At 72.0% G+C, this 20,628-nt stretch carries 19 protein-coding genes; 11 read left to right on the forward strand and 8 right to left on the reverse strand.

The features are described from left to right. Nucleotides 1–25 precede the first annotated feature (25 nt). From HT134_RS13075 to cofD, 3 genes are all read right to left on the reverse strand, one after another. Nucleotides 26–760, reverse strand: coding sequence for a lytic polysaccharide monooxygenase (locus tag HT134_RS13075; RefSeq protein WP_175600623.1), 735 nt, complete (start codon nt 758–760; stop codon nt 26–28). 89 nt (nt 761–849) lie between these two features. Beyond that, a complete protein-coding gene (locus HT134_RS13080; protein ID WP_217707883.1) occupies nt 850–2,166 on the reverse strand; it encodes a coenzyme F420-0:L-glutamate ligase in 1,317 nt (438 codons plus the stop codon). A gap of 26 nt (nt 2,167–2,192) precedes the next feature. Continuing rightward, nucleotides 2,193–3,143: a 2-phospho-L-lactate transferase gene (cofD, locus tag HT134_RS13085; protein WP_175600625.1), complete on the reverse strand. Its 951-nt coding sequence runs from the start codon at nt 3,141–3,143 to the stop codon at nt 2,193–2,195. Between the two features lie 192 nt (nt 3,144–3,335). On the opposite strand from cofD, the gene HT134_RS13090 reads away from it, so the two are divergent. Together HT134_RS13090 and HT134_RS13095 are read left to right on the forward strand one after the other, a co-directional pair. Further along, nucleotides 3,336–5,948 carry a chromosomal replication initiator protein DnaA gene (locus HT134_RS13090; protein ID WP_175600626.1) on the forward strand — a complete coding sequence of 871 codons (2,613 nt, stop codon included), beginning with the start codon at nt 3,336–3,338 and terminating at the stop codon, nt 5,946–5,948. Nucleotides 5,949–6,267: 319 nt separating this feature from the next. Then, nucleotides 6,268–6,528, forward strand: coding sequence for a WhiB family transcriptional regulator (locus HT134_RS13095; RefSeq protein ID WP_049564653.1), 261 nt, complete (start codon nt 6,268–6,270; stop codon nt 6,526–6,528). A gap of 69 nt (nt 6,529–6,597) precedes the next feature. On the opposite strand, the gene HT134_RS13100 is transcribed toward HT134_RS13095, so the two are convergent. Continuing rightward, nucleotides 6,598–6,963 carry a metallopeptidase family protein gene (locus HT134_RS13100; RefSeq protein ID WP_312888105.1) on the reverse strand — a complete coding sequence of 122 codons (366 nt, stop codon included), beginning with the start codon at nt 6,961–6,963 and terminating at the stop codon, nt 6,598–6,600. A 294-nt stretch (nt 6,964–7,257) separates the two neighbouring features. On the opposite strand from HT134_RS13100, the gene HT134_RS13105 reads away from it, so the two are divergent. From HT134_RS13105 to HT134_RS13125, 5 genes are read left to right on the forward strand one after another with little or no spacing between them, the layout of a single operon-like run. Beyond that, nucleotides 7,258–7,623, forward strand: coding sequence for a DUF3499 domain-containing protein (locus HT134_RS13105; protein ID WP_175587591.1), 366 nt, complete (start codon nt 7,258–7,260; stop codon nt 7,621–7,623). A gap of 40 nt (nt 7,624–7,663) precedes the next feature. Continuing rightward, nucleotides 7,664–9,025, forward strand: coding sequence for a phosphomannomutase/phosphoglucomutase (locus tag HT134_RS13110; protein WP_175600627.1), 1,362 nt, complete (start codon nt 7,664–7,666; stop codon nt 9,023–9,025). After that, the gene (locus HT134_RS13115) at nt 9,022–9,201 is read left to right on the forward strand and encodes a Trm112 family protein (protein WP_175587589.1); all 180 of its coding nucleotides are present in this window, start codon (nt 9,022–9,024) and stop codon (nt 9,199–9,201) included. Before HT134_RS13110 ends, HT134_RS13115 begins: the two co-directional genes overlap by 4 nt. Next, nucleotides 9,198–10,304 (forward strand): bifunctional phosphoglucose/phosphomannose isomerase, encoded by a 1,107-nt coding sequence (locus HT134_RS13120; RefSeq protein WP_312888106.1) that lies wholly within the window; start codon nt 9,198–9,200, stop codon nt 10,302–10,304. Before HT134_RS13115 ends, HT134_RS13120 begins: the two co-directional genes overlap by 4 nt. A 52-nt stretch (nt 10,305–10,356) precedes the next feature. Beyond that, nucleotides 10,357–11,283: a cation diffusion facilitator family transporter gene (locus tag HT134_RS13125; protein WP_175600628.1), complete on the forward strand. Its 927-nt coding sequence runs from the start codon at nt 10,357–10,359 to the stop codon at nt 11,281–11,283. Nucleotides 11,284–11,360: 77 nt separating this feature from the next. Here HT134_RS13125 and HT134_RS13130 read toward each other — a convergent pair whose 3' ends face one another. After that, nucleotides 11,361–13,079 carry a phosphatidylglycerol lysyltransferase domain-containing protein gene (locus HT134_RS13130; RefSeq protein WP_217707796.1) on the reverse strand — a complete coding sequence of 573 codons (1,719 nt, stop codon included), beginning with the start codon at nt 13,077–13,079 and terminating at the stop codon, nt 11,361–11,363. 77 nt (nt 13,080–13,156) lie between these two features. Here HT134_RS13130 and HT134_RS13135 point away from each other — a divergent pair, with 77 nt between their 5' ends. Next, nucleotides 13,157–14,275 carry an alpha/beta hydrolase gene (locus tag HT134_RS13135; protein WP_175600630.1) on the forward strand — a complete coding sequence of 373 codons (1,119 nt, stop codon included), beginning with the start codon at nt 13,157–13,159 and terminating at the stop codon, nt 14,273–14,275. Nucleotides 14,276–14,340: 65 nt separating this feature from the next. Here HT134_RS13135 and HT134_RS13140 read toward each other — a convergent pair whose 3' ends face one another. Further along, entirely contained in the window at nt 14,341–14,883 is a 543-nt protein-coding gene (locus HT134_RS13140) for a GerMN domain-containing protein (RefSeq protein ID WP_175600631.1), read from the reverse strand. Then, a complete protein-coding gene (locus HT134_RS13145; RefSeq protein ID WP_175600632.1) occupies nt 14,880–15,239 on the reverse strand; it encodes a MerR family transcriptional regulator in 360 nt (119 codons plus the stop codon). Before HT134_RS13145 ends, HT134_RS13140 begins: the two co-directional genes overlap by 4 nt. A gap of 117 nt (nt 15,240–15,356) precedes the next feature. Here HT134_RS13145 and ahcY point away from each other — a divergent pair, with 117 nt between their 5' ends. Further along, complete coding sequence (ahcY, locus tag HT134_RS13150; protein ID WP_175600633.1) at nt 15,357–16,784, forward strand: adenosylhomocysteinase; 1,428 nt, start codon at nt 15,357–15,359, stop codon at nt 16,782–16,784. 191 nt (nt 16,785–16,975) lie between these two features. After that, nucleotides 16,976–18,211 carry an adenosylhomocysteinase gene (locus tag HT134_RS13155; RefSeq protein WP_175600634.1) on the forward strand — a complete coding sequence of 412 codons (1,236 nt, stop codon included), beginning with the start codon at nt 16,976–16,978 and terminating at the stop codon, nt 18,209–18,211. A 186-nt stretch (nt 18,212–18,397) separates the two neighbouring features. Here HT134_RS13155 and HT134_RS13160 read toward each other — a convergent pair whose 3' ends face one another. Beyond that, on the reverse strand, nt 18,398–19,030 hold the full coding sequence (locus HT134_RS13160) for a DUF305 domain-containing protein (RefSeq protein ID WP_312888107.1): 633 nt from the start codon (nt 19,028–19,030) through the stop codon (nt 18,398–18,400). Nucleotides 19,031–19,262: 232 nt separating this feature from the next. On the opposite strand from HT134_RS13160, the gene HT134_RS13165 reads away from it, so the two are divergent. Then, entirely contained in the window at nt 19,263–20,594 is a 1,332-nt protein-coding gene (locus tag HT134_RS13165; RefSeq protein ID WP_217707885.1) for an LVIVD repeat-containing protein, read from the forward strand. Nucleotides 20,595–20,628 lie beyond the last annotated feature (34 nt).

Raw genomic sequence — 20,628 nt, forward strand, 5'->3', positions numbered from 1 at the left:
GGGGCGGCGCCCGGTCACCAGGGGGTCAGGCGCGCTGCCAGAGCGCGGGGACGTTGGGCGGCTCCCAGCCGGCGATCGCGGTGTGCGCCTGCAGGCAGCGGTAGGACGCGCCGCCGTAGGTCACCACCGCGCCGACGGCGTAGGCGGTGCCCGCCTTCCACGTGTCGCCGGGGTTCGAGGTCGGCGTCGGCGTGGGGGTGGGCGTGGGGGTGACGGTCGGGGTCGGGGTGGGCGTCGGGTTGCCGCCACCGCCGCCGATCTGGAGGTCGATGCAGGAGTAGAAGGCGTTGGGGGTGTCGGAGATGTTCCAGATCGCCAGGACCTTCTGCCTGCCTGAGAAGCCCGAGAGGTTCACCGTGTGGGAGATCGTCGCGGGCGGTTGCTGGCCGTTGCCGTTGAAGGAGGCCACCCTCGTGTTGCCGATGTAGTACTCGTACGAGCTGGTGGCGTGCCGGGCGGTGAACGTCCAGTTGAACGTCACGCTGGTGCCGACGGAGGTCGCGGGCCACGGCTTGCTGTCGTCGCTGAGCTGCGCGAAGCGGGCGACGTTGGCGTGGCAGGTGCGCAGTCCCTTCGGGCCCTCGACGCTCTGCGGCTCGTAGATGATGTCGCCGCAGTCCGGCACCTGGCCGCGGGCGCAGAACGCCTGGCGGCTCGGTGGCGAGTCGACGTACCCGTGGGCCATGGCGGGCTCGGCCACGAACACCGTGGCGGCGATCGTGAGCACCGCCACGGTGACTAACGTGAGCGTCCTTCGCATTGAAAGTGCTCCTTTACCTGGGGGGTTGCCCTAAATGTAAAGGAAACTTTCCTAACGGTAAATGGCCGCTGACATGCTTAGTCAGGCCGTCACCGCGTGACCAGGAAGTCCGCCGGGTCGCGCGGGGCGCGGTCGCGGGGCGGCGCGGCGGCGTGGCCCACGGCGACGCACCCCATCGGGTCCCACGACTCCGGCAGGTCCAGCACCTCGCGCACCACCGGCCGGCAGAACATCGTGGACGACACCCACGCCGACCCCAGCCCCTCGACCGCGAGCTGGACGAGCAGGTTCTCCACCCCGGCGCCCATCGCCACCACGAACATCTCCCGCTCCGAGGCGTTGCGCCGGTCGTCGCGGTAGGTGTGGGAGCCCTCCATGACCAGGCACGGCACCACGAGGTACGGCGCGTTGCGCAGCACGTCGCCCCGCCGGATCCGCTTGGCGATCGACTCCTCGGTGAAGCCGTCGCCGCGCAGGTCCTCGATCCAGGCCGCGCGCATCGCGTCCACCAGCTTGAGGCGGGCCGCCGCCGACTCCACCAGCACGAACCGCCACGGCGTCGTGTGGTGCGGCGCCGGCGCGGCGATGCCCGCGGCGACGGCCCGCCGCACCGCCGCCGGGTCCACCGGCTCGTCCGAGAACTCGCGGATCGTCCGGCGGGCGAACACCACGTCCCGCGACCCGTACCGGAACAGGTCGTCGTCGGCCGGCCGGATCAGCGGGCGCACGCCGGGCCCGTCGTCGTCGGTGACGAGGTGCCCGAGGCCGCGCACGATCGCCACCGGCACGCCCGCCAGCTTGCCCTTGACCAGCTCGGCGGCCGAGGCGATCTCGTCGGCGAGCGCGGTGACCGTGGCGCTGAGCGGGTTGCCGTGGGTGTCCGCGCCGCCGCGGAAGTCCTCCAGCGGGACGACGCCGGCGGCGCCGACGGCCAGGTCGGTCAGGCCGTTGCGCCAGGGCCGGCCGAACGTGTCGGAGACGATCACCCCGACCCTGGCCCCGAGCCCGGCCCGGACCCGGCGGGCGGAGGCGTCGGCGTCCTCCGGCAGGAGCAGGACGGTGCCCGGCTCGGTGTTGGAGGCGTCGACCCCGGCCGCGGCCATCACGAAGCCGTGGCGGGTCTGGGAGATCACGGTGTCGCCGCGCCGGGCGACGACCCGGGCCGTCTCCTCCTCGATGGCGGCCGTGCGGTCGGGCGCGCGGCGCACCCGCCCCTCGGCCTTGCTGACGATCTTGGAGGTGACGACCACGATGTCGCCGTCGCGCAGGCCGGCGTCGCGGAGCAGCAGCGCCAGGTCGTCGCCCGGCCGGACCTCGCCGATGCCGGTGACCGGGATGACCTCGATCGAGCCGGGGACCGCCGGGCCGGGGGTGCTCTCTCCGGCGGTCGTCGGGTCGGCGCTCATCGGGGCGGGGGTGGTCGGCTCGGTGGTCATCGGGCCAGCTCCAGGGCCAGGTCGAGCGCGCCGCGGGCGAGGTCGGCCGCCACGTCGGCGCCCGTCTCGGGGTCGCGCATGAGGAGGGGCCGGGCGACGACGCGCACGCCGTCGAGCCGGACGCCGGAGTCCTCGGGCGCCACCAGCCAGCCGTCGATCAGCTCCGCGCCGTACAGCTCGAGCACCGCCTGGGCCGTCGTCTCGACGCCGATCGCCGTGAGGCAGGCGTCGGCCATGCCGCGCACCGGGGCGCCGCCGATGATGGGGGAGACCCCCACGACCGTCTTGGGCAGCAGCGCCTCGCGGATGCCGGGCACCTGGAGGATCGTGCCGATGCTGACCACCGGGTTGGACGGCGGCAGGATCACCACGTCGGCCTCCTCGATGGCCTCCAGCACGCCGGGGGCGGGCTTGGCGCTGTCCACGCCGACCAGCGCGATCGACTCGGCGGGCACCGAGGCGCGCAGCCGTACCCACCACTCCTGGAAGTGGACGGCGCGCCGGCCGCGCTCGTCGGTGACGACGACGTGCGTCTCGCAGCGGTCGTCGCTCATCGGCAGCAGCTCGACGCCCGGCTGCCAGCGCGCGCAGAGCGCCCGGGTGATCTGCGAGAGCGGGAAGCCGGCCTCCAGCATCTGGGAGCGGACGATGTGGGTGGCGAAGTCGCGGTCGCCGAGGCCGAACCACTGCGGCTCGACGCCGTAGGCGGCCAGCTCGTCCTTGACGACGTGGGTCTCCTTGGCCCGGCCCCAGCCCTGCTCCTCGTCGATGCCGCCGCCGAGGGTGTACATGACCGTGTCGAGGTCGGGACAGACCCGCAGGCCGAAGAGGGTGATGTCGTCACCGGTGTTGCCGATCACGGTGATCCGGGCGTCGGGCGCGGTCTCGCGCAGTCCGCGCAGGAAGCGGGCGCCGCCGATGCCGCCGGCGAGGGACACGATGTGCATGCCGACCAGTCTTCCACCGGCCTCTGACACGCCCGAGACGGCCTCGGTGTTGCCGATCCGCAACCCTCCGAAAAACACGGCATAGCGGGCGATGTGGGGCTTTTGGGGGATAAGTGGTTGGCGTTACTCCCGGCATCCATGGCGGTGATGTGGCAAACTCCCTTCGGGCTAAAGGGTCCGATGGGAGTAGTCGTGAACAAACTTGACGCAGCCCGGCTGAGGGAGCCGGCCGCCTGGCTGATGCTGGCATCGGGCGCGATCAACGTCCTGCTGGCCGTCGGCAGGGTGCTGATCGGCACGACGACCCCGTACGGCGGCGGCTCGTCCCTGATGGACCGCGCCTTCGCCAACTTCGCCGGCCTCACCAGCCCCGTCGCCGTGGCCCTGCTCGTCGGCTCGGTGCTGCTGGTCACCCGGTTCGGCCCGCCGTCGCCCAAGGCGCGGCTGATCGTCCTCGGCGCGACCGGGGCGCTCGGCCTCGCGGCCCTGTTCGGCGCGCTCGCGCTGCTGCTCGGGCTCCTGGCCGGGGGCACGGTCCGGCTCACGGTGGAGTTCCTGCTGTCCGGCGTGCCGCAGCTCGGCCTGACGGCCGTCGCGCTGGTCTTCCTGCTCCCGCAGGCCATGGCCGCGAGCTCCGGCGCCCAGGGGCCGCGTCCCGGCTTCGGCGCGACGCCGTACGGCAACCCGGTGCACGGCAGCGGCTCCGACGCCTTCGGCCCCGGGTACGCCCCGGACCCGCAGGGCCGGCCCGGCCAGTACGGCGGGCAGCCCGCCTACGGTCAGCAGGGCTTCGGCCGGCCCGACGGCGCCCCGCACGGCCCGCAGGACCCCTACCAGCAGCCGCAGACCCCGCAGCAGCCCGTTCCCCAGCCCCGCGCCGCGCTCCCCGCCGCGCCCGGCGACAGCAAGGCCGACGCCGACTCCGGCCGCCAGGACCACCCCGACCAGGGCTTCGCCCAGCCGGACCAGCAGCCCGCCTACGGGCAGGCCGACCTCGCGGCCTCCTACGGACAGGGCGACGCCGCCGCCTCCTACGGGCAGAGCGAGCAGCAGCCCGCCTACGGCCAGGCCGCGCCGACCGGCCAGCACGGCGCCCCCGCCGGGCAGGGCGACCAGCAGCAGCCGTTCGGCCAGCCCGGCGTGACGCCGTTCGGCCAGCCGGACGCGCACCAGCAGCCCGCATACGGCCAGTCCCAGCCGGGCTTCACCCAGCCCGACCAGCAGCCGTTCGGAAGCCAGCCGGAGCACCAGCCCTTCGGCGGCCAGCCGGACCAGCAGCCTTTCGGCGGGCAGGCGGACCACCAGCCTTTCGGCGGGCAGCAGGAGCGCCAGCAGCAGCCGTTCGGCGGCCAGCCGGACCACCAGCCCGGTCACGGCCGTTCCGACCAGCAGCCCGCTTACGGCCAGACCGACCCCGCGAGCGCCTACGGCCAGCAGGCGGACCCCGCGAGCGCCTACGGCCGGAGCGAGCAGCAGCCCGCCTACGGCCAGGCCGCGCCGACCGGCCAGCACGGCGCCCCCGCCGGGCAGGGCGACCAGCAGCCCCCGTACGGCCGGACCGGGGAGCCCGAGGGCTTCGGCCAGACCAGCCCCACGCAGGCGTTCCCCCCGCAGCCCGGCCAGCAGACCTACGGCCACCCGGCCCAGGCCCCCGCCCAGCCCTCCTACACCACCGCCGACTACACCCCGGCCGACACCGCGCCCGGCGGCGGCTACCCGCAGCAGAGCGACTACCAGCCGAGCGACTACCAGCAGACCGAGTACCAGCCCGCGCCGTACGTCCCCGCCGACAGCCACCCCGGCGCCTACGGCCAGTCGAGCCCGTACTCCTCCCTCGACTCGCTCGACTCCCTGGACCCGTCGCCCTCGTCGCCCTCGTCGCCGTCGTCGCCGTTCTCGGCCTCCTCGCCGAACGTCTACTCCTCGATCGACTCGGGCCCCGGCACCTACCCGACGCTGGACACCCCGCTCACGCCGTACACCCCGGCCGACTCCCAGCCGGGCGGCGGCTACACCCCGGCCGACACGCGGCCCGGTGGCTACACCCCCACCCACTCCCAGCCCGACGTCTACGCCCCCGCCCCCGACTCCCAGGCGAACCCCTACGCCACGGACCCCCAGGGCGGCGCGTCGTACCCGTCCTACACGCCGCAGCCCCCCAGCGGCGTCCAGCCGGCGGCGCCCTACACCCCCTCCCACGACGCCGGGGCCGGCTACCAGCCCCAGCAGCCGAACGCCTTCAACAGCCCCGCCGACCCCGTCTACGCCTCCGGCGAGACCTCCCCGAGCGTGCCGTACCCGCCGGCCGGCCAGGAGTCCCGCCCCGCGTACGAGGCCCAGGGCGGCCAGCCGTTCACCGGCTACTCCGGCCACGAGTACGCCCAGTCCGCCTACCAGGAGCCGGACCCGCCCGTCGACCCGCGCTCGCAGCAGCTCCTCGACGCCTACCAGCAGGCCGAGACGTACCAGCACTCCGGCCAGCAGCCCGGCTACGCGACCCCGCAGCAGCAGCCCGGGCCGTACGACGCGCTGTACGGCAACCCCCAGCAGCAGACCGGCGCCCCGCAGCAGCAGGGCTACGGCCAGCACAGCCAGCAGGGTTACGAGCCCCAGCCGGCGCACTACGAGCCGCAGCCCTACCAGCCGCAGCCGCCCTCGCAGGGCTGGCCGCAGGGCAACCCCGAGTCGACGGTCCGCCTCGACCAGCAGCAGCCCTACGCGACGGGCGGCGCCGACCGGTCGCGCGACGGCGACGACCCGATCGACCCCACAGCCATATACACCCCCAACGAGCCACGCAGGTAACGAACCGGCAAAGCACGGCTAGAGAGTAGGTGGGCCACGGGCGGGGCTCTATACCGCCCTGGTACGGTTCCGACCGCTGACAGCGTTGAACACGCCAGGCCAACGCCATGGATCACGTGGCGATGGGTCAGGTGCGAACATCACATGCCATGCACACCGGGGCGAGAGCTGGCCTTTCCCCGGATACCGGCATGCCGCTTGACGTCACGTACAGCACACGCGTGTAATTACAACCATGTTGTTACGCCTTCCCGTGGGTGGGTAGTAGGGAGGCGTTCATGGGGGGCTCCATTGCGGGCGGGCGGCAGGGAGGTGTGCAGTGACCGATCTGGTCATCGCACAGGATCAGCTTGACGCTGAAGAACTCGGATGGCAGGAGCGCGCCTTGTGCGCGCAGACTGATCCTGAGGCGTTCTTCCCGGAAAAAGGCGGCTCCACCCGAGAGGCCAAGAAGGTCTGCCGATCCTGCGAAGTACGTGCAGAGTGTCTTGAATATGCACTTGAGCACGATGAGCGGTTCGGCATCTGGGGTGGACTGTCCGAGCGGGAGCGCAGAAGGATCAAGCGCCAGGCCGTTTAGAGATATCTGCCGAAAGGGCCACGCGGAGCACCGCGTGGCCCTTTCTCGTGCCGGGGGTACGGGCCGAGGTCAGCGGCGGTCGTCGTAGCCGGGGTCGACCGTCTCCGGCGACAGGCCGAGCAGCGTGGCCACCTGCTCCACGACCGTGTCGTGGACGAGTGCCCCGAGCGTCTCGCGGTCGCGGGCGCGCGCCTCCAGCGGACGGCGGTAGAGCACGATCGACGCCGGGTCGGCGCCCTTGGCCACCTCCGCCCGGCCGAACGGCACGGGGTCGGCACCCATGCCCGGCCCGTCGCCCAGCTCGCTCAGCGGAGGCACGTCCTCCACCGCGAACTCCACCGCCGAGAGCTGCTTGCCCCACTGCGGGCGCAGCCGGTCGACCGCGTCGAGCACCAGGTCGTCGAACCGCTCGCTGCGCGAGCGCGCTATGGGCACGTGGGAGGGCGCCAGTGGACCGCGCAGGCCGCGACCATGCCGATCGCGCCGCCTCGGGCGCCGCTCATGTGTCACACGGCAAGTCTAAGGGGACCCGGCCTCCGGGGCCGAGGACGACGGCCATCGGGGGCATGTGGGTGGAAACGCTGCGACAGTCGGCCGAACGCTGTGACAGGCGGCCGAACACTCTGACAGGCGTCCGAACGCTGCGACAGCTGTCCGAATTGTGGCGACACGCTCGTTAAGAGCGCTCAGATAGTGGCGCCCCGCCCCCTTACCGGATACGGTCCCTCCGTGAGCCCCGTCCGCCGCTGTTCCCGCACCGCCTGCAGCCAGCCTGCCGTCTTCACGCTCACGTACGTATACGCCGACTCGACCGCTGTTCTCGGCCCCCTGGCGACGTACGCGGAGCCACACTGCTACGACCTGTGCGCCGAACACGCCGAGCGGCTGACCGCCCCCCGCGGCTGGGAGGTGGTGCGCCTGCCGACGGACGGCGCCTCGCCCAGCTCGGACGACCTGGAGGCGCTGGCCAACGCCGTGCGCGAGGCCGCCCGGCCCACCCCCGGCGGCGGTGAGCCGGTCGGGCAGGGTGTCGAGGTCGGCCGCCGCGGGCATCTGCGTGTTCTTCGTTCCGCCCAGCAGCACCGTGACCGGTAGGCTCGTCCAGACGTAGCAGACCTAGGGGCGGAGCTGGAGAGTGGGCGACCTCGCCAAGATCTTCAAAGCTTACGACGTACGCGGAGTGGTGCCCGACGAGCTGGACGAGCCGGCGGCGGAGGCCGTGGGGGCGGCGTTCGCGGAGGTGACCGGGGCGCGGTCGGCCGTGGTCGCCCATGACATGCGCGAGTCGTCCGTGCCGCTGAGCGCGGCGTTCGTGCGGGGCGCGCGCTCGCGCGGAGTGGACGTGGTCTACGCCGGGCTGGGCTCCACCGACCTGCTGTACTACGCCAGCGGCAGCCTCGGGCTGCCCGGCGTGATGTTCACCGCCAGCCACAACCCGGCCCGCTACAACGGCATGAAGATGTGCCGCGCGGGCGCGGTGCCGATCGGCGGCGACACGGGCCTGACCGAGATCCGCGACCGGGCCGCCGAGCTGCTGGCCGCGGGCGGCGTGACCGGCGGCGGCGCCACCGGGGCGCTGATCGAGAAGGACCTGCTTCAGGGCTACGCGGGCCACCTGCGCACCCTCGTCGACCTGTCCGGCGTCCGGCCGCTCAAGGTGGCCGTCGACGCGGGCAACGGCATGGGCGGTCACACGGTGCCCGCCGTCCTCGACGGCCTGCCCATCGAGACGGTGCCCCTCTACTTCGAGCTCGACGGCGCCTTCCCCAACCACGAGGCCAACCCCCTGGAGCCGGCCAACCTGCGCGACCTGCAGCGCGCGGTCGTCGACAGCGGCGCCGACCTCGGCCTGGCCTTCGACGGCGACGCCGACCGCTGCTGGGTCGTGGACGAGCGGGGCGAGTCCGTCTCCCCGTCGGCGGTGACCGCGCTGGTCGCCACCCGTGAGCTGGCCAAGCACCCCGGCGCCGTGATCATCCACAACCTCATCACCTCGCTCGGCGTGCCCGAGATCGTCCGCGAGCAGGGCGGGCGGCCGGTGCGCACCCGCGTGGGCCACTCGTTCATCAAGGCCGAGATGGCGCGCACCGGCGCGGTCTTCGGCGGCGAGCACTCCGCCCACTACTACTTCCGCGACTTCTGGTACGCCGACTCCGGCATGCTGGCCGCGCTGCACGTGCTCGCCGCGCTCGGCGAGCAGGACCGGCCGCTGTCCGAGGTGGTCGGGGCGTACTCCCGCTACCACGCCTCCGGCGAGATCAACAGCACGGTCGCCGACCAGGGGGCCGCGCTGCGCCGGGTACGCGAGGAGTTCGCGGGCAGGGGCGAGTTCGACGAGCTCGACGGGCTGACCGTCACCGGCTCCGGCTGGTGGTTCAACCTGCGCGCGTCCAACACCGAGCCGCTGCTCAGGCTCAACGCCGAGGCGGCCGACGAGACCACGATGAAGGCGGTCACCGACGAGGTGCTCGCCGTTGTGAGAAGGGTGTCAGAGTGAAGATCGACGACTGGCTGCTGGAGATTCTGGCCTGCCCGGCGTGCAAGTCCCCCCTGCGTGCCGAGGGCGGGGCCGGCGACGAGGCCGGGGAGCTCGCCTGCACCGGGTGCGGCCTGGTCTACCCCGTGCGCGACGACATCCCGGTGCTCCTGGTCGACGAGGCCAGGAAGCCGTGATCTGGGAGCCCGACCGGCTCGACGACCAGCACCACCTGACCGACGGCGACCCGGGCGGCATGCTGCTCGCGGTCGCAGCGTCCGCGGCCCAGGTGCGCACCGGGCACCGCGTCGCCGTCGAGGCCGGACTCCCCGGTTCGGCCGGGGGGTCCCGGCCGCGCGCCGTCGTGGTCGCGGGCATGGGCGGCTCGGCCATCGCGGGCGACATCCTCGCCGCCGTGTGCGGCCGGGGCGCGCCGCTGCCGATCGTCACCGTGCGCTCCTACCAGCTCCCCGGCTGGGTGGGCGCCGCCGACCTGGTGGTCGCCGTCTCCTGCTCGGGGCGTACCGAGGAGACGCTGTCGGCGGCCACGGAGGCCGTACGGCGCGGCTGCCGGCTCATCGCCGTGGGCGGCGCGGGATCGCCGCTGGAGGCGATCGCCCGGCAGGCGTCGGCGCCGTTCGTGCCGGTGCCCGCGGTCGGCCAGCCGCGCGCGAACGTCTGGTTGCTGACCGTCCCGCTGATCGTGGCGGCGGCCGCGCTCGGCCTGGTCAGTGCCGAGCCGGAGCTGTTCGAGGAGGTGGCCGTGACGTTGGAGGGCATCGCCCACCGGTGCCGGCCCTCCAGCGAGTCGTTCATCAACCCGGGCAAGACGCTGGCCATGGAGCTGGCCGAGAGCGTGCCGATGATCTGGGGCACCTCGCCGCTCGCCGCGGTCGCCGGCTACCGGCTGGCCTGCCAGCTCAACGAGAACGCGAAGTACCCCGCGATCTTCGGCGAGCTGCCCGAGGCCAACCACAACCAGGTGGTCGCCTTCGACGGCCCGTTCGCCCAGCGCGACATCTTCTCCGACGAGCCCGGCCGCGGCCTGCGCCTGGTGCTGGTGCGCGACAGCGAGGAGCACCCCCAGGTGACGCGCCGCCGCGAGGCGTCGGCGCGGCTGGCGCACGAGCGTGACGTGCCGGTCAGCGAGCTGGCCGCCGAGGGGGAGCATCCGCTGGTCCGGATGGCCTCGCTCATCGGGCTCGCCGACTACGCGAGTGTCTACCTCGCCCTCGGGTACGGCATCGACCCGACCCCGGTGTCGGCCATCACCGAGCTGAAGTCCAGGATTGCGGAATAGGATCCCTTCCCCGGGGCAATGAGTACATGATCTTTATGAGTGGAGCAGACCGGTGAGCGCGAGCGGCGGTACGAAAGCAATCATCGCGGCCCTGTCGGCCAACCTGGCCATCGCCGCATCGAAGTTCGTGGCCGCCTTCTTCACCGGCTCGTCGTCGATGCTGGCCGAGGGCATCCACTCGGTGGCCGACTCGGGCAACCAGCTGCTCCTGCTGATCGGCGGCAAGCGGGCGCAGCGCGGGCACGACCGGGAGCACCCGTTCGGCTACGGCCGTGAGCGCTACTTCTACGCGTTCGTGGTGGCGGTGGTGCTGTTCACGATCGGCGCGGTCTTCTCCCTGTACGAGGGCATCCACAAGCTCTCCTCGAAGGAGGGGGTGGAGTCGCCGGTCTGGGCGTTCGCCGTGCTGATCTTCGCGATCATCGCGGAGGGCTTCTCGTTCCGGACGGCGATCCGCGAGGCCGCTCCGCACCGCGGACAGCAGTCGTGGTTCGCGTTCATCCGCCGCTCCAAGTCGCCCGAGCTGCCGGTCATCCTGCTGGAGGACCTCGGCGCGCTGCTCGGCCTGCTCTTCGCGCTGTTCGGCGTCGCCATGGCGGTCATCACGGGCAACCCCGTCTGGGACGCCATCGGCACGATCATGATCGGTGCGCTGCTCGCGGTGATCGCCGTCATCCTGGCGATCGAGACGAAGTCGCTGCTGCTGGGCGAGAGCGCCACCCCCGAGATGGAGCGCCAGATCTGCGACGCGCTGGAGGCCGCCGACGAGGTCGAGCGGGTGATCCACATGCGGACGCTGCACCTCGGGCCGGAGGAGCTGCTGGTGGCGGCCAAGATCGCGGTCGCGCACAACGACACCGCGTCGGAGGTCGCGCGGGGCATCGACGAGGCGGAGCGGCGCATCCGCGCGGCCGTGCCGATCGCCCGGGTCATCTACCTGGAGCCCGACCTCGACCGTTCCCGCACCACCACCGCCTGACCGTTCCCGCGCCACCACCGCCTGACCGTTTTCGCGCCACCACCGCCTGACACCCGGCTCGCGACCGCGCGCCGGGATCAGGTGAGCGGCGCCGCCTCGTTCCCGACCAGGCGCGTGCTCCGGCGCCTGAGACGCGGCCGGCCGAGCGTGATGAACGCCTCGGCCTGCAGCGCCGACACACCGATGCGCGGCAGGTCGCGCGCGTTCGGATAGACGACGAAGCGCGGCTCCCAGACCGGGCGGAACTTGGCGTTGAACCGGTAGAGCGACTCGATCTGGAACCAGTGCGACAGGAAGAGCAGCAGGCCGCGCCAGGCCCGCAGCACCGGCCCGGCGCCCAGCCGCTCGCCGCGCGCCAGGGCCGCCCGGAACATCGCGAAGTTGAGCGAGACCTGGGTGACGTCCATCGCGGGAGCCGCCTGCAGGGTCTTGACGATCAGCAGCTCGTTGAGGCCCGGATCGGCGTCGCGGTCGCGGCGCATCAGGTCGAGCGAGATGCCGCGCGGCCCCCAGGGCACGAAGTGCAGCACGGCCCTGATCTGGCCGTCCTTGTGCGCCGTGACCACCACGCAGCGGCCGTCGCCGGGGTCGCCGAAGCGGCCGAGCGCCATCGAGAACCCGCGTTCGGTCTCCGCGCCGCGCCAGGAGGCCGAGGCCGCCCTGATCCGCTCCTTCTCGTCCTCCGTGAGCTCGCCCACCCGGCGCACGAGGCAGGTGTAGCCCGCCCGCTCCGTCCGGTTGACCATCTGGCGGACGTTGCGCATGGCCCGCCCCTTCAGGGTGAAGTCGGCGACCTCGACCACCGCCTCGTCCCCGATCTCCAGCGCCGACAGCCCGGCCTCGCGCGTCCACACCTCGCCGCCCGTCTCGCTGCAGCCGATCACGGCCGGCACCCAGGCGTGCCTCCTCGCCTCGGCCATGAAGACCCTGATCGCCGCCGGCCACGCCTCCCGGTCGCCGATCGGGTCGCCGCTGGCCAGCATGACGCCCGAGACCACCCGGTAGGCGATCGCCGCCTTGCCGGTGGGCGAGAACAGGACGCTCTTGTCGCGGCGGAGCGCGAAGTAGCCGAGCGAATCGCGCGCGCCGTGCCGGTCGAGCAGCTCGCGCAGGCGGCTCTCGTCCTGGTCGGTCAGCTCCGCGGCCGGGCGTTCGGGGCGCAGGGCCAGGTAGGCGGTGGTGACGGCGGTCAGGGTGCCGAGCGCGAGCAGCGAGAAGTAGACCAGGTCGCCCACGCGCGGCGCGATGTAGACGACCGGGCCCTCGATGCCGACCAGGCCGAGGACCACGTGCTGGAGCCGCTCCAGCACGCCCGGGTCGCTGGCGATGGCCCGGGGGCGCAGGCTGACGATCACGTACCCGAGGGCGAGGTCGAGGGCGCCGAAGGCGAGCAGGTTGCCCAGCGCCCGCCACCGGCTGCGCGGATCGGACAGCGCGTAGAACTCGCGGCGGTTCATGAGCAGCGCCACGAGGAAGAGCAGGCTGATGGCCGCCGTGACGGGGCGGAGATGGACGACGGCGAGGATCGCGCTGACCGGCAGCAGCGCCACGACCGCCCGCCAGGCGCGCACCTTCCTGCGGCGCAGCGCGTGCGCGAGCATGATGAGCAGGATGCCCACCACGAGAGAGGTCGCCCGGGCGACGGTCGTCACGATCCCGGGCAGCGCGTCCGACCACGCCGCCATCCCGCTGCGGCCCAGGCGGGGGGCCACGGCCTTGACGATGTCGAGAAGCCCGACCATCAGGGCCGCGTAGCCCGCGACGGCGGGCACCCAGGGGTGCGAGATCTGCTTCACCATTCGGATTCAACGCCTGTGGCGATAATCCGCGTGTTAACCACGGTCTTACGGCGTGGCGGGTAAGCCTCTGGAAGATGGGACTCACTTCGCTGCTCCTCCAGCTTATGACGGCCGCACTGGCGATCGGCGCGCTCGTCGCCACGGTGTGGGCGTGGCCGCGGCTGGCCGGGCGACTGGCCGGACGGCGCTGGACCGCCGTGCTGGCGCGGGCGGGGGTGCTGACGGGGAACCAGGTGCTGACCCTGGCGGCGCTCGGGCTGCTGGTCAACAACTACTTCGGCTTCTACGGCTCGTGGGACGACCTGCTCGGCACCGACCCCGGCACGGCGGCCATCACGATCGCCGGGCAGGGCCTGCAGGTGCTGGACAGCCAGGCGGTGCGCGGCGGCCGGATCGAACAGGTCATCATGCCCGGCCCCACCACGCACCTCAGCGAGCAGGCGTACGTGTTCCTGCCCACGGCCTACCTGAGGGACCAGCGGCGGCGCTTCCCCGCGATCCTGGCGCTGACCGGCTACCCGGGTGACCCGCGCAACCTGATGACCAGGCTCGACCTGCCCGGACGGCTCGCGACCGCCATCAGCCGCCACCAGGTGCCGCCCGCGGTCCTCGTCATGATGCGGCCCAGCGTGGTGCTGCCGCGCGACACCGAGTGCGTGGACGTGCCGGGCGGGCCGCAGGTCCAGAAGTACTTCGCCGACGACGTGCGGCGGGACATGACGACCGCGTACCGGGTGGCGCCGGGCAGGGAGTCCTGGGGGATCCTCGGGGGCTCGACCGGCGGGTACTGCGCGCTGAAGCTCGCCATGACCCATCCGCAGGCGTTCTCGGCGGCGGTGTCGCTGTCGGGCTACTACCGGACGATCATCGACGGCACCACGGGCGACCTGTTCGGCGGGCAGCAGGCCGTCGAGCACGACAACGACCTGATGTGGCGGCTGGCGACGCTGCCCGCGCCGCCGGTCAGCGTGCTGGTGACCAGCAGCCGGAAGGGGGAGAGCGACTACCGCTCGACGCTCGCCTTCTTGGCCGCGGTCAAGCCGCCCATGCAGGCGTCGTCGCTGATCCTGCCCAGCGGCGGCCACAACTTCAACACCTGGAACCGGGAGCTGCCGCAGGCCCTGCCGTGGCTGGCCCAGCAGCTCCATGCCCCCACCGGGGAGACTCCGTCCCCCACCGGCACCCCCGGCTGAGCCCCGCCCCGTCCGGGGGCGGCATCTCCGGGTGGCCTGCCCGGGGACGCCGCCGCGGGGGCTTCCTACTCGTGAGCGGTCAGGCAGGCCCGGCCGGTGCCGCTCTGGTCGAACAGGCAGCGGCCCTTCTTGTCCAGGCTGATCACGTCGCGCACGCCGGCGAACTGCTTGAGTGTCCGGTCGATCGTGTACAGGGCGCGGGCGTCGCCGCCGACGCCGTCGCTCACGACGGTGCGGCAGAAGCGCAGCGTCGCCACGCCCTTCCTGATGGCGACGGTGAAGTCGGCGCCGCAGGTCGACCGGCCGCGCAGCTTGCCCGTCAGCTCCGAGTGCAGGCCGCGCCGCCGCTCGGCCTTCGTGGGGCCGGCGATGAGCTGCTGGACGGCGAACCTGGCCACCCCCCGGTCCGGCGCCTTGCGGGTCACGGCCACGACCTTGCCGGGGATGCCGTGTCCCTTGGAGAAGTACACCTTGACCTCGCGGGGCTTGCCGGACGCGCCGCCGGCCGGCACGGCCTGGACCGGGGAGTCCGGGGCGGGCGCCGCCGGGGAGCCCGCCGCCTGCGCCGGCGAGAGCGCGAGCACGGCGGCCACTAAGAGCTCTTTCATGATTTCTTAGACGTATGCGCGGGAGCGCTGGTTCGAAGCAGCCGCAGCGCCTTCTCCTTCTCGAAGTCGAGCGCGCGGCGCGGCACCGCGATCCGCCCGATCCGGATGCCGAGGTCGCGCACCGCCGCGGCGACGGCGGGCTCGCTGAGCACCCGCAGCGCGAAGGCCAGCTCGGCGGGCGAGACGTCGAAGCGTTTCTCCAGCTCGACCCCCTGGGCCACGGCCGCGAGCTCCTCCGGCCCGAACCGGCGGTGGGCGCCCTGCTCGCGGACCGGGGGCAGCAGGCCGAGCGCCTCCCGGTAGCGCAGCATCCGGGGGGACATGCCGAGCCGCCGCGCGGCCTCCGTGATACGCATCCTTACATTCTTACGTCAGTTTCGGGGGCGCCGAGATGCGACCTCGCCGGAAGGACGCCTAGACTCGTCGGCGACACCGTCCCGATGCGAGACACCGTCCCGATGCGAGGGGAAACAATGGACTTCAAGGTCGCCGACCTTTCACTTGCCGACTTCGGCCGCAAGGAGATCAGGCTCGCCGAGCACGAGATGCCCGGACTCATGGCGATCCGTAAGGAGTACGCGGCCGCGCAGCCCCTCCGCGGTGCGAAGATCATGGGCTCCCTGCACATGACCATCCAGACCGCGGTCCTCATCGAGACGCTGGTCGACCTCGGCGCCGAGGTGCGCTGGGTCAGCTGCAACATCTTCTCCACCCAGGACCACGCCGCCGCCGCGGTCGTCGTCGGCCGCGACGGCACCGTCGACGACCCCAAGGGCGTCCCCGTCTTCGCCTGGAAGGGCGAGACGCTGGAGGAGTACTGGTGGTGCACCGAGCAGGCGCTGACCTGGCCCGGCGGTGACGGCCCCAACATGATCCTCGACGACGGCGGCGACGCCACCCTGCTCGTCCACAAGGGCGCCGAGTACGAGAAGGCCGGCGCCGTCCCCGCCGCCACGGCCGAGGACCCGGAGGAGTGGCACGTCATCATCGACCTGCTCACCCGCACGGTCGGCGACGACAAGAAGTGGACCCGGATCGCCGAGCAGATCAAGGGCGTCACCGAGGAGACCACCACCGGCGTCCACCGCCTGTACGAGATGCACAAGAACGGCCAGCTGCTGTTCCCGGCGATCAACGTCAACGACTCGGTCACCAAGTCGAAGTTCGACAACAAGTACGGCTGCCGCCACTCGGTCATCGACGGCCTGAACCGCGCGACCGACGTGCTGATCGGCGGTAAGGTCGCCGTGGTGTGCGGCTACGGCGACGTCGGCAAGGGCTGCGCCGACGCGCTGCGCGGCCAGGGCGCCCGCGTCATCGTCACCGAGATCGACCCGATCTGCGCCCTGCAGGCGGCCATGGACGGCTTCCAGGTCACCACGCTCGACGAGGTCGTCGGCCTCGCCGACATCTTCGTGACCGCCACGGGCAACTTCAACATCATCACCGCCGACCACATGGCGCGGATGAAGCACCAGGCGATCGTGTCCAACATCGGGCACTTCGACAACGAGATCGACATGGCCGGCCTCGCCAAGCTGCCGGGCATCGAGAAGCGCAACATCAAGCCGCAGGTCGACGAGTGGGTCTTCGCCGACGGCCACTCGATCATCGTGCTGGCCGAGGGCCGCCTGATGAACCTCGGCTGCGCCACCGGCCACCCGAGCTTCGTGATGTCCAACTCGTTCACCAACCAGGTGATCGCGCAGATCGAGCTGTTCACCAAGACCAGCGAGTACCCGATCGGCGTCTACACGCTGCCCAAGCACCTGGACGAGAAGGTCGCCCGGCTCCACCTCGACGCCCTCGGCGTCAAGCTCACCGAGCTGACGAAGGAGCAGGCCGCCTACATCGGCGTCCACGTCGAGGGCCCGTACAAGTCGGACCACTACCGGTACTGAGTGGTGTGAGTGCTGATGCTCCGGAGGGGCTTTCCCTCCGGAGCTGTCTTTAAGATCATCTTTTACGGCAGGCCAAGTTACCCGCACTCGCCGACGTCCCCTCCGTCTGTCATGGCCGGTCGTGAGGGCTCACGGCATGCGCGCCGTCACGAGCGCACTCTTGGCCGTGTTCTTCGGTTGGGGCTTGGCACGTGGATCTCTCGGACAGTGGTGAGCGGCAGATCTCCTGGGCTGCCCGGTCGATGCCTGTTCTGACGGCGATCGGGGAGCGGTTCGGGGCCGAACGGCCGCTGGACGGGTTGAGGATCGCCGCGTGCCTGCACGTCACCGCCGAGACCGCGGTGCTCATGGGCGCGCTCAGCGCGGGCGGCGCCGAGATCGCGCTGGCCGCCTCCAACCCGCTGTCCACCCAGGACGACGTGGCCGAGGCGCTGCGCGGCTACGGCATCGCGGTGCACGCGCGGGCGGGCGTGGACCGGGCCACCTACTACCGGCACATCCACCAGGCCCTCGACCTGGGGCCCGACCTGGTGCTCGACGACGGCTGCGACCTGGTCAACACGTTGCATACCGAGCGCACCGACCTGCTCGGCGGGGTGAGCGGCGGCTGCGAGGAGACGACCACGGGGATCATCCGGCTGCGGCAGATGGCCTCGGAGGGCGCGCTGCGGTTCCCGGTCGTGGCGGTGAACGACACGCGGACGAAGCGGATGTTCGACAACCGCTACGGCACCGGGCAGTCCACGCTGGACGGGATCATGCGGGCCACCAACACCATGCTCGCGGGGCGGACGGTGGTGGTGGCGGGGTTCGGGTTCTGCGGGCGGGGCGTGGCGGAGCGGGCCAAGGGGTTCGGCGCGCGGGTCGTGGTGACCGAGATCGACGCGGTCAAGGCGCTCGACGCCACCCTGCAGGGCTACGAGGTGCGGCCCATGGCGGAGGCGGCCGAGACCGGTGACCTGTTCATCACCGTGACGGGCAACCGCGACGTGATCCGGGCCGAGCACCTGGCCGTCATGAAGGACGGCGCCATCCTGGCCAACGCGGGGCACTTCGACGTGGAGATCGACGTGCGGGCCCTGGACGAGTTGGCCGTCGAGGTCCACCGCGGCGTGCGGCCCAACACCGACGAGTACGTCCTGCCCGACGGCCGGAGGCTGCTGCTGCTGGCGGAGGGCCGCCTGGTGAACCTGACGGCCGCGGAGGGGCATCCGGCGGCGGTCATGGACATGTCGTTCTCGGCGCAGGCCCTCGCGGTGGCCTGGCTCGTCGGGGAGCGGGCCGGGCTCGCGCCCGGGGTCTACGACGTGCCCGACTCGATCGACCAGGAGGTGGCCCGGCTCAAGCTGGCGGCCACGGGCATCGGCATCGACGCCCTCACGGAGGAGCAGGAGTCGTACCTGCACTCCTGGCGCGCCGGTTCCTGACCGCGGCAGGAGCCGCCACGTCCGCCGGGAGGTCCCGCGGACGGCGGGCGGCGCGTGGGACGGCGGGCGGATGGGACGGCGGGCGGCGCCTCGGACGGCGGGCGGCGCGTGGTACGGCGGGCGGCGCGTCGGACGGCCGGTGGCCTCGTCGGACGGCCGGCGGCGTCTCGGAGTGGCGGCGGTGCGTCAGTGGATGGCGGACATGCGGCGGATCTCGGCGGACTGGCTGACCGAGATGTCCTCGGCGATCTCCTGGACCCGCTGGTGCGAGCCCTTGGTCAGGACCTCGGCCGACATCGTGAGCGCCCCCTGGTGGTGGGCGGTCATGAGCTGGACGAACAGGCGGTCGAAGGCGGCGCCCTTGGCCGCCTTCAGGGCCTCCATCTGCTCGGGCGTGGCCATCCCGGGCATGCCCTGGTGCGCGGCGTGGTGGTCGGGCACCTGCTGGCCCTGCGCCCTGAGCCAGTCGGTCATCATCGCGATCTCGGGGCCCTGCACGTCGTTGATGCGGGCGGCCAGCCGCTTGACCGCGTCACTCTCGGCTCGGGAGCCGGCCAGCAGGCTCATGTCCAGCGCCTGCCGGTGGTGAACGATCATGTTCTGCATGAAGCGGACGTCGGCCGCGTTGGCCCGCTGGGGCGGCACGGCGGTGGCCGCCTCGCTCGGCGCCAGCGTGCGGGCCTCCTCGCCGGGCTTGCCGGGGGCGAGAACGGGCGCCGTGTCGGTCACCGTGGGGACCGGCGGAGCCGCCGCCGGGGTGTCCGTACAGCCGGTGACCAGCAGGAAGGCGCAGGCGCCGACGATGAGTGCGCTGCGCACCCGACCTCCTTGACCGCGGGGAGTTGCGACGTTGCACTGTAGACGGTCCGGCAACCGCCCGTAAATACGGCAAGTCAGCAAATTTCTTGACATAGTGCTCGCTAGGCGACAGATGACAAGACGGGTCAGAATCTTGTCATTTATATAGGCTTTATCCTCCGAGAGGAGCCCCCGAGTGCTCTCCCTGCGAAGGAGTCTCGTGGCCGCGGCTGCGGCCGTCGCCTTAGGCGCGATGGCGATGCCCGCCTCGGCCGCGGACATCCCTCCGGCTGACACCGTGGTGACCAGCCCGAACGTCTCGCACGTGCTCAACATCCCCAAGCCGGCGCCCATCGCGGGCACCATCAACACCGACATCGCGTTCCAGAGCGGGTACGCGTACGTCGGCAACTACGGCGGGTTCTCCATCTACGACGTCCGCGACCCGAAGCAGGCCAAGCCGGTCAGCTCGGTCGTCTGCCCGGGCAGCCAGATGGACGTCAGCGTCTACGGCAACCTGCTCTTCAGCGCCGTGGACAGCTCGCGCAGCGACGACTCGTGCAACAGCACCGCGCTGTCGGCCGACCACAAGGAGGCCTGGGAAGGCGTCCGCATCTTCGACATCACCGACAAGGCCGCTCCCAAGTACATCAAGTCGGTCGAGACGAACTGCGGCTCCCACACCCTGACCCTGGTGCCGGGCAAGGGCCGCGACCGCAACCGCAACGTCTACCTGTACGTGTCGTCGTACAACCCGTCGGCGAACTTCCCCGACTGCCAGCCGCCGCACGACAAGATCTCCATCATCAAGGTGCCGCTGGACGACCCGACCGCCGCGGCGGTCGCGGCGACGCCGGTCGTCTTCCCCGACGGCGGCAACGAGACCCAGCCCGGCCTGCTCGTGCCCACCAGCGGCTGCCACGACATCACCGCGTACGCGGAGAAGGACATCGCGGCGGGCGCCTGCATGGGCGACGGCGTGCTGTTCGACATCTCCGACCGGCTGAACCCGAGGGTCACCGCCCGGGTCACCGACCCGAACTTCGCCTTCTGGCACTCGGCGACGTTCAGCAACGACGCCCGCAAGGTCGTCTTCACCGACGAGCTCGGCGGCGGCGGCGCGGCCACCTGCAACGAGGCCACCGGCCCGAACCGCGGCGCCGACGCCATCTACGACGTCACGCGGCGCGGGCTCGTCTTCAAGAGCTACTTCAAGATCCCGCGCTACCAGGCCGACAGCGAGAACTGTGTCGCCCACAACGGCTCGCTGATCCCGGTCAAGGGCAAGGACATCATGGTCCAGGCGTGGTACATGGGCGGCGTCTCGATCTGGGACTTCACCGACTCCAGCAAGCCCAGGGAGATCGGCTACTTCGAGCGCGGCCCGCGCGCCGACGGCAGCGGCGGCGGCGTCTGGTCGGCGTACTACTACAACGGCCACATCTACGCGGCGGACTTCCACCAGGGGCTCGATGTCATCAAGATCGACGACCCGCTCGTGCGGGGCGCCGAGCGCGTCCGCACGGACCGCCTCAACGTCCAGACCCAGGAGTCCTACCGGGGAGGCGGCTGGGGCCACGACTGACCTCCGTACCGGCTGAGCTCACAGGGGTGACCGG

The organism is Nonomuraea rhodomycinica, from assembly GCF_013363995.1.
GTDB classification, from domain to species: domain Bacteria; phylum Actinomycetota; class Actinomycetes; order Streptosporangiales; family Streptosporangiaceae; genus Nonomuraea; species Nonomuraea rhodomycinica.

Excerpts from the sequence above, each read along its gene's own strand:
- HT134_RS13075 (WP_175600623.1), bottom strand. The coding sequence starts at position 760 with ATGCGAAGGACGCTCACGTTAGTCACCGTGGCGGTGCTCACGATCGCC.
- HT134_RS13080 (WP_217707883.1), bottom strand. The coding sequence starts at position 2,166 with ATGAGCGCCGACCCGACGACCGCCGGAGAGAGCACCCCCGGCCCGGCG.
- cofD (WP_175600625.1), bottom strand. The coding sequence starts at position 3,143 with ATGCACATCGTGTCCCTCGCCGGCGGCATCGGCGGCGCCCGCTTCCTG.
- HT134_RS13135 (WP_175600630.1), top strand. The coding sequence starts at position 13,157 with ATGGGACTCACTTCGCTGCTCCTCCAGCTTATGACGGCCGCACTGGCG.
- HT134_RS13140 (WP_175600631.1), bottom strand. The coding sequence starts at position 14,883 with ATGAAAGAGCTCTTAGTGGCCGCCGTGCTCGCGCTCTCGCCGGCGCAG.
- HT134_RS13145 (WP_175600632.1), bottom strand. The coding sequence starts at position 15,239 with ATGCGTATCACGGAGGCCGCGCGGCGGCTCGGCATGTCCCCCCGGATG.
- ahcY (WP_175600633.1), top strand. The coding sequence starts at position 15,357 with ATGGACTTCAAGGTCGCCGACCTTTCACTTGCCGACTTCGGCCGCAAG.
- HT134_RS13165 (WP_217707885.1), top strand. The coding sequence starts at position 19,263 with ATGGCGATGCCCGCCTCGGCCGCGGACATCCCTCCGGCTGACACCGTG.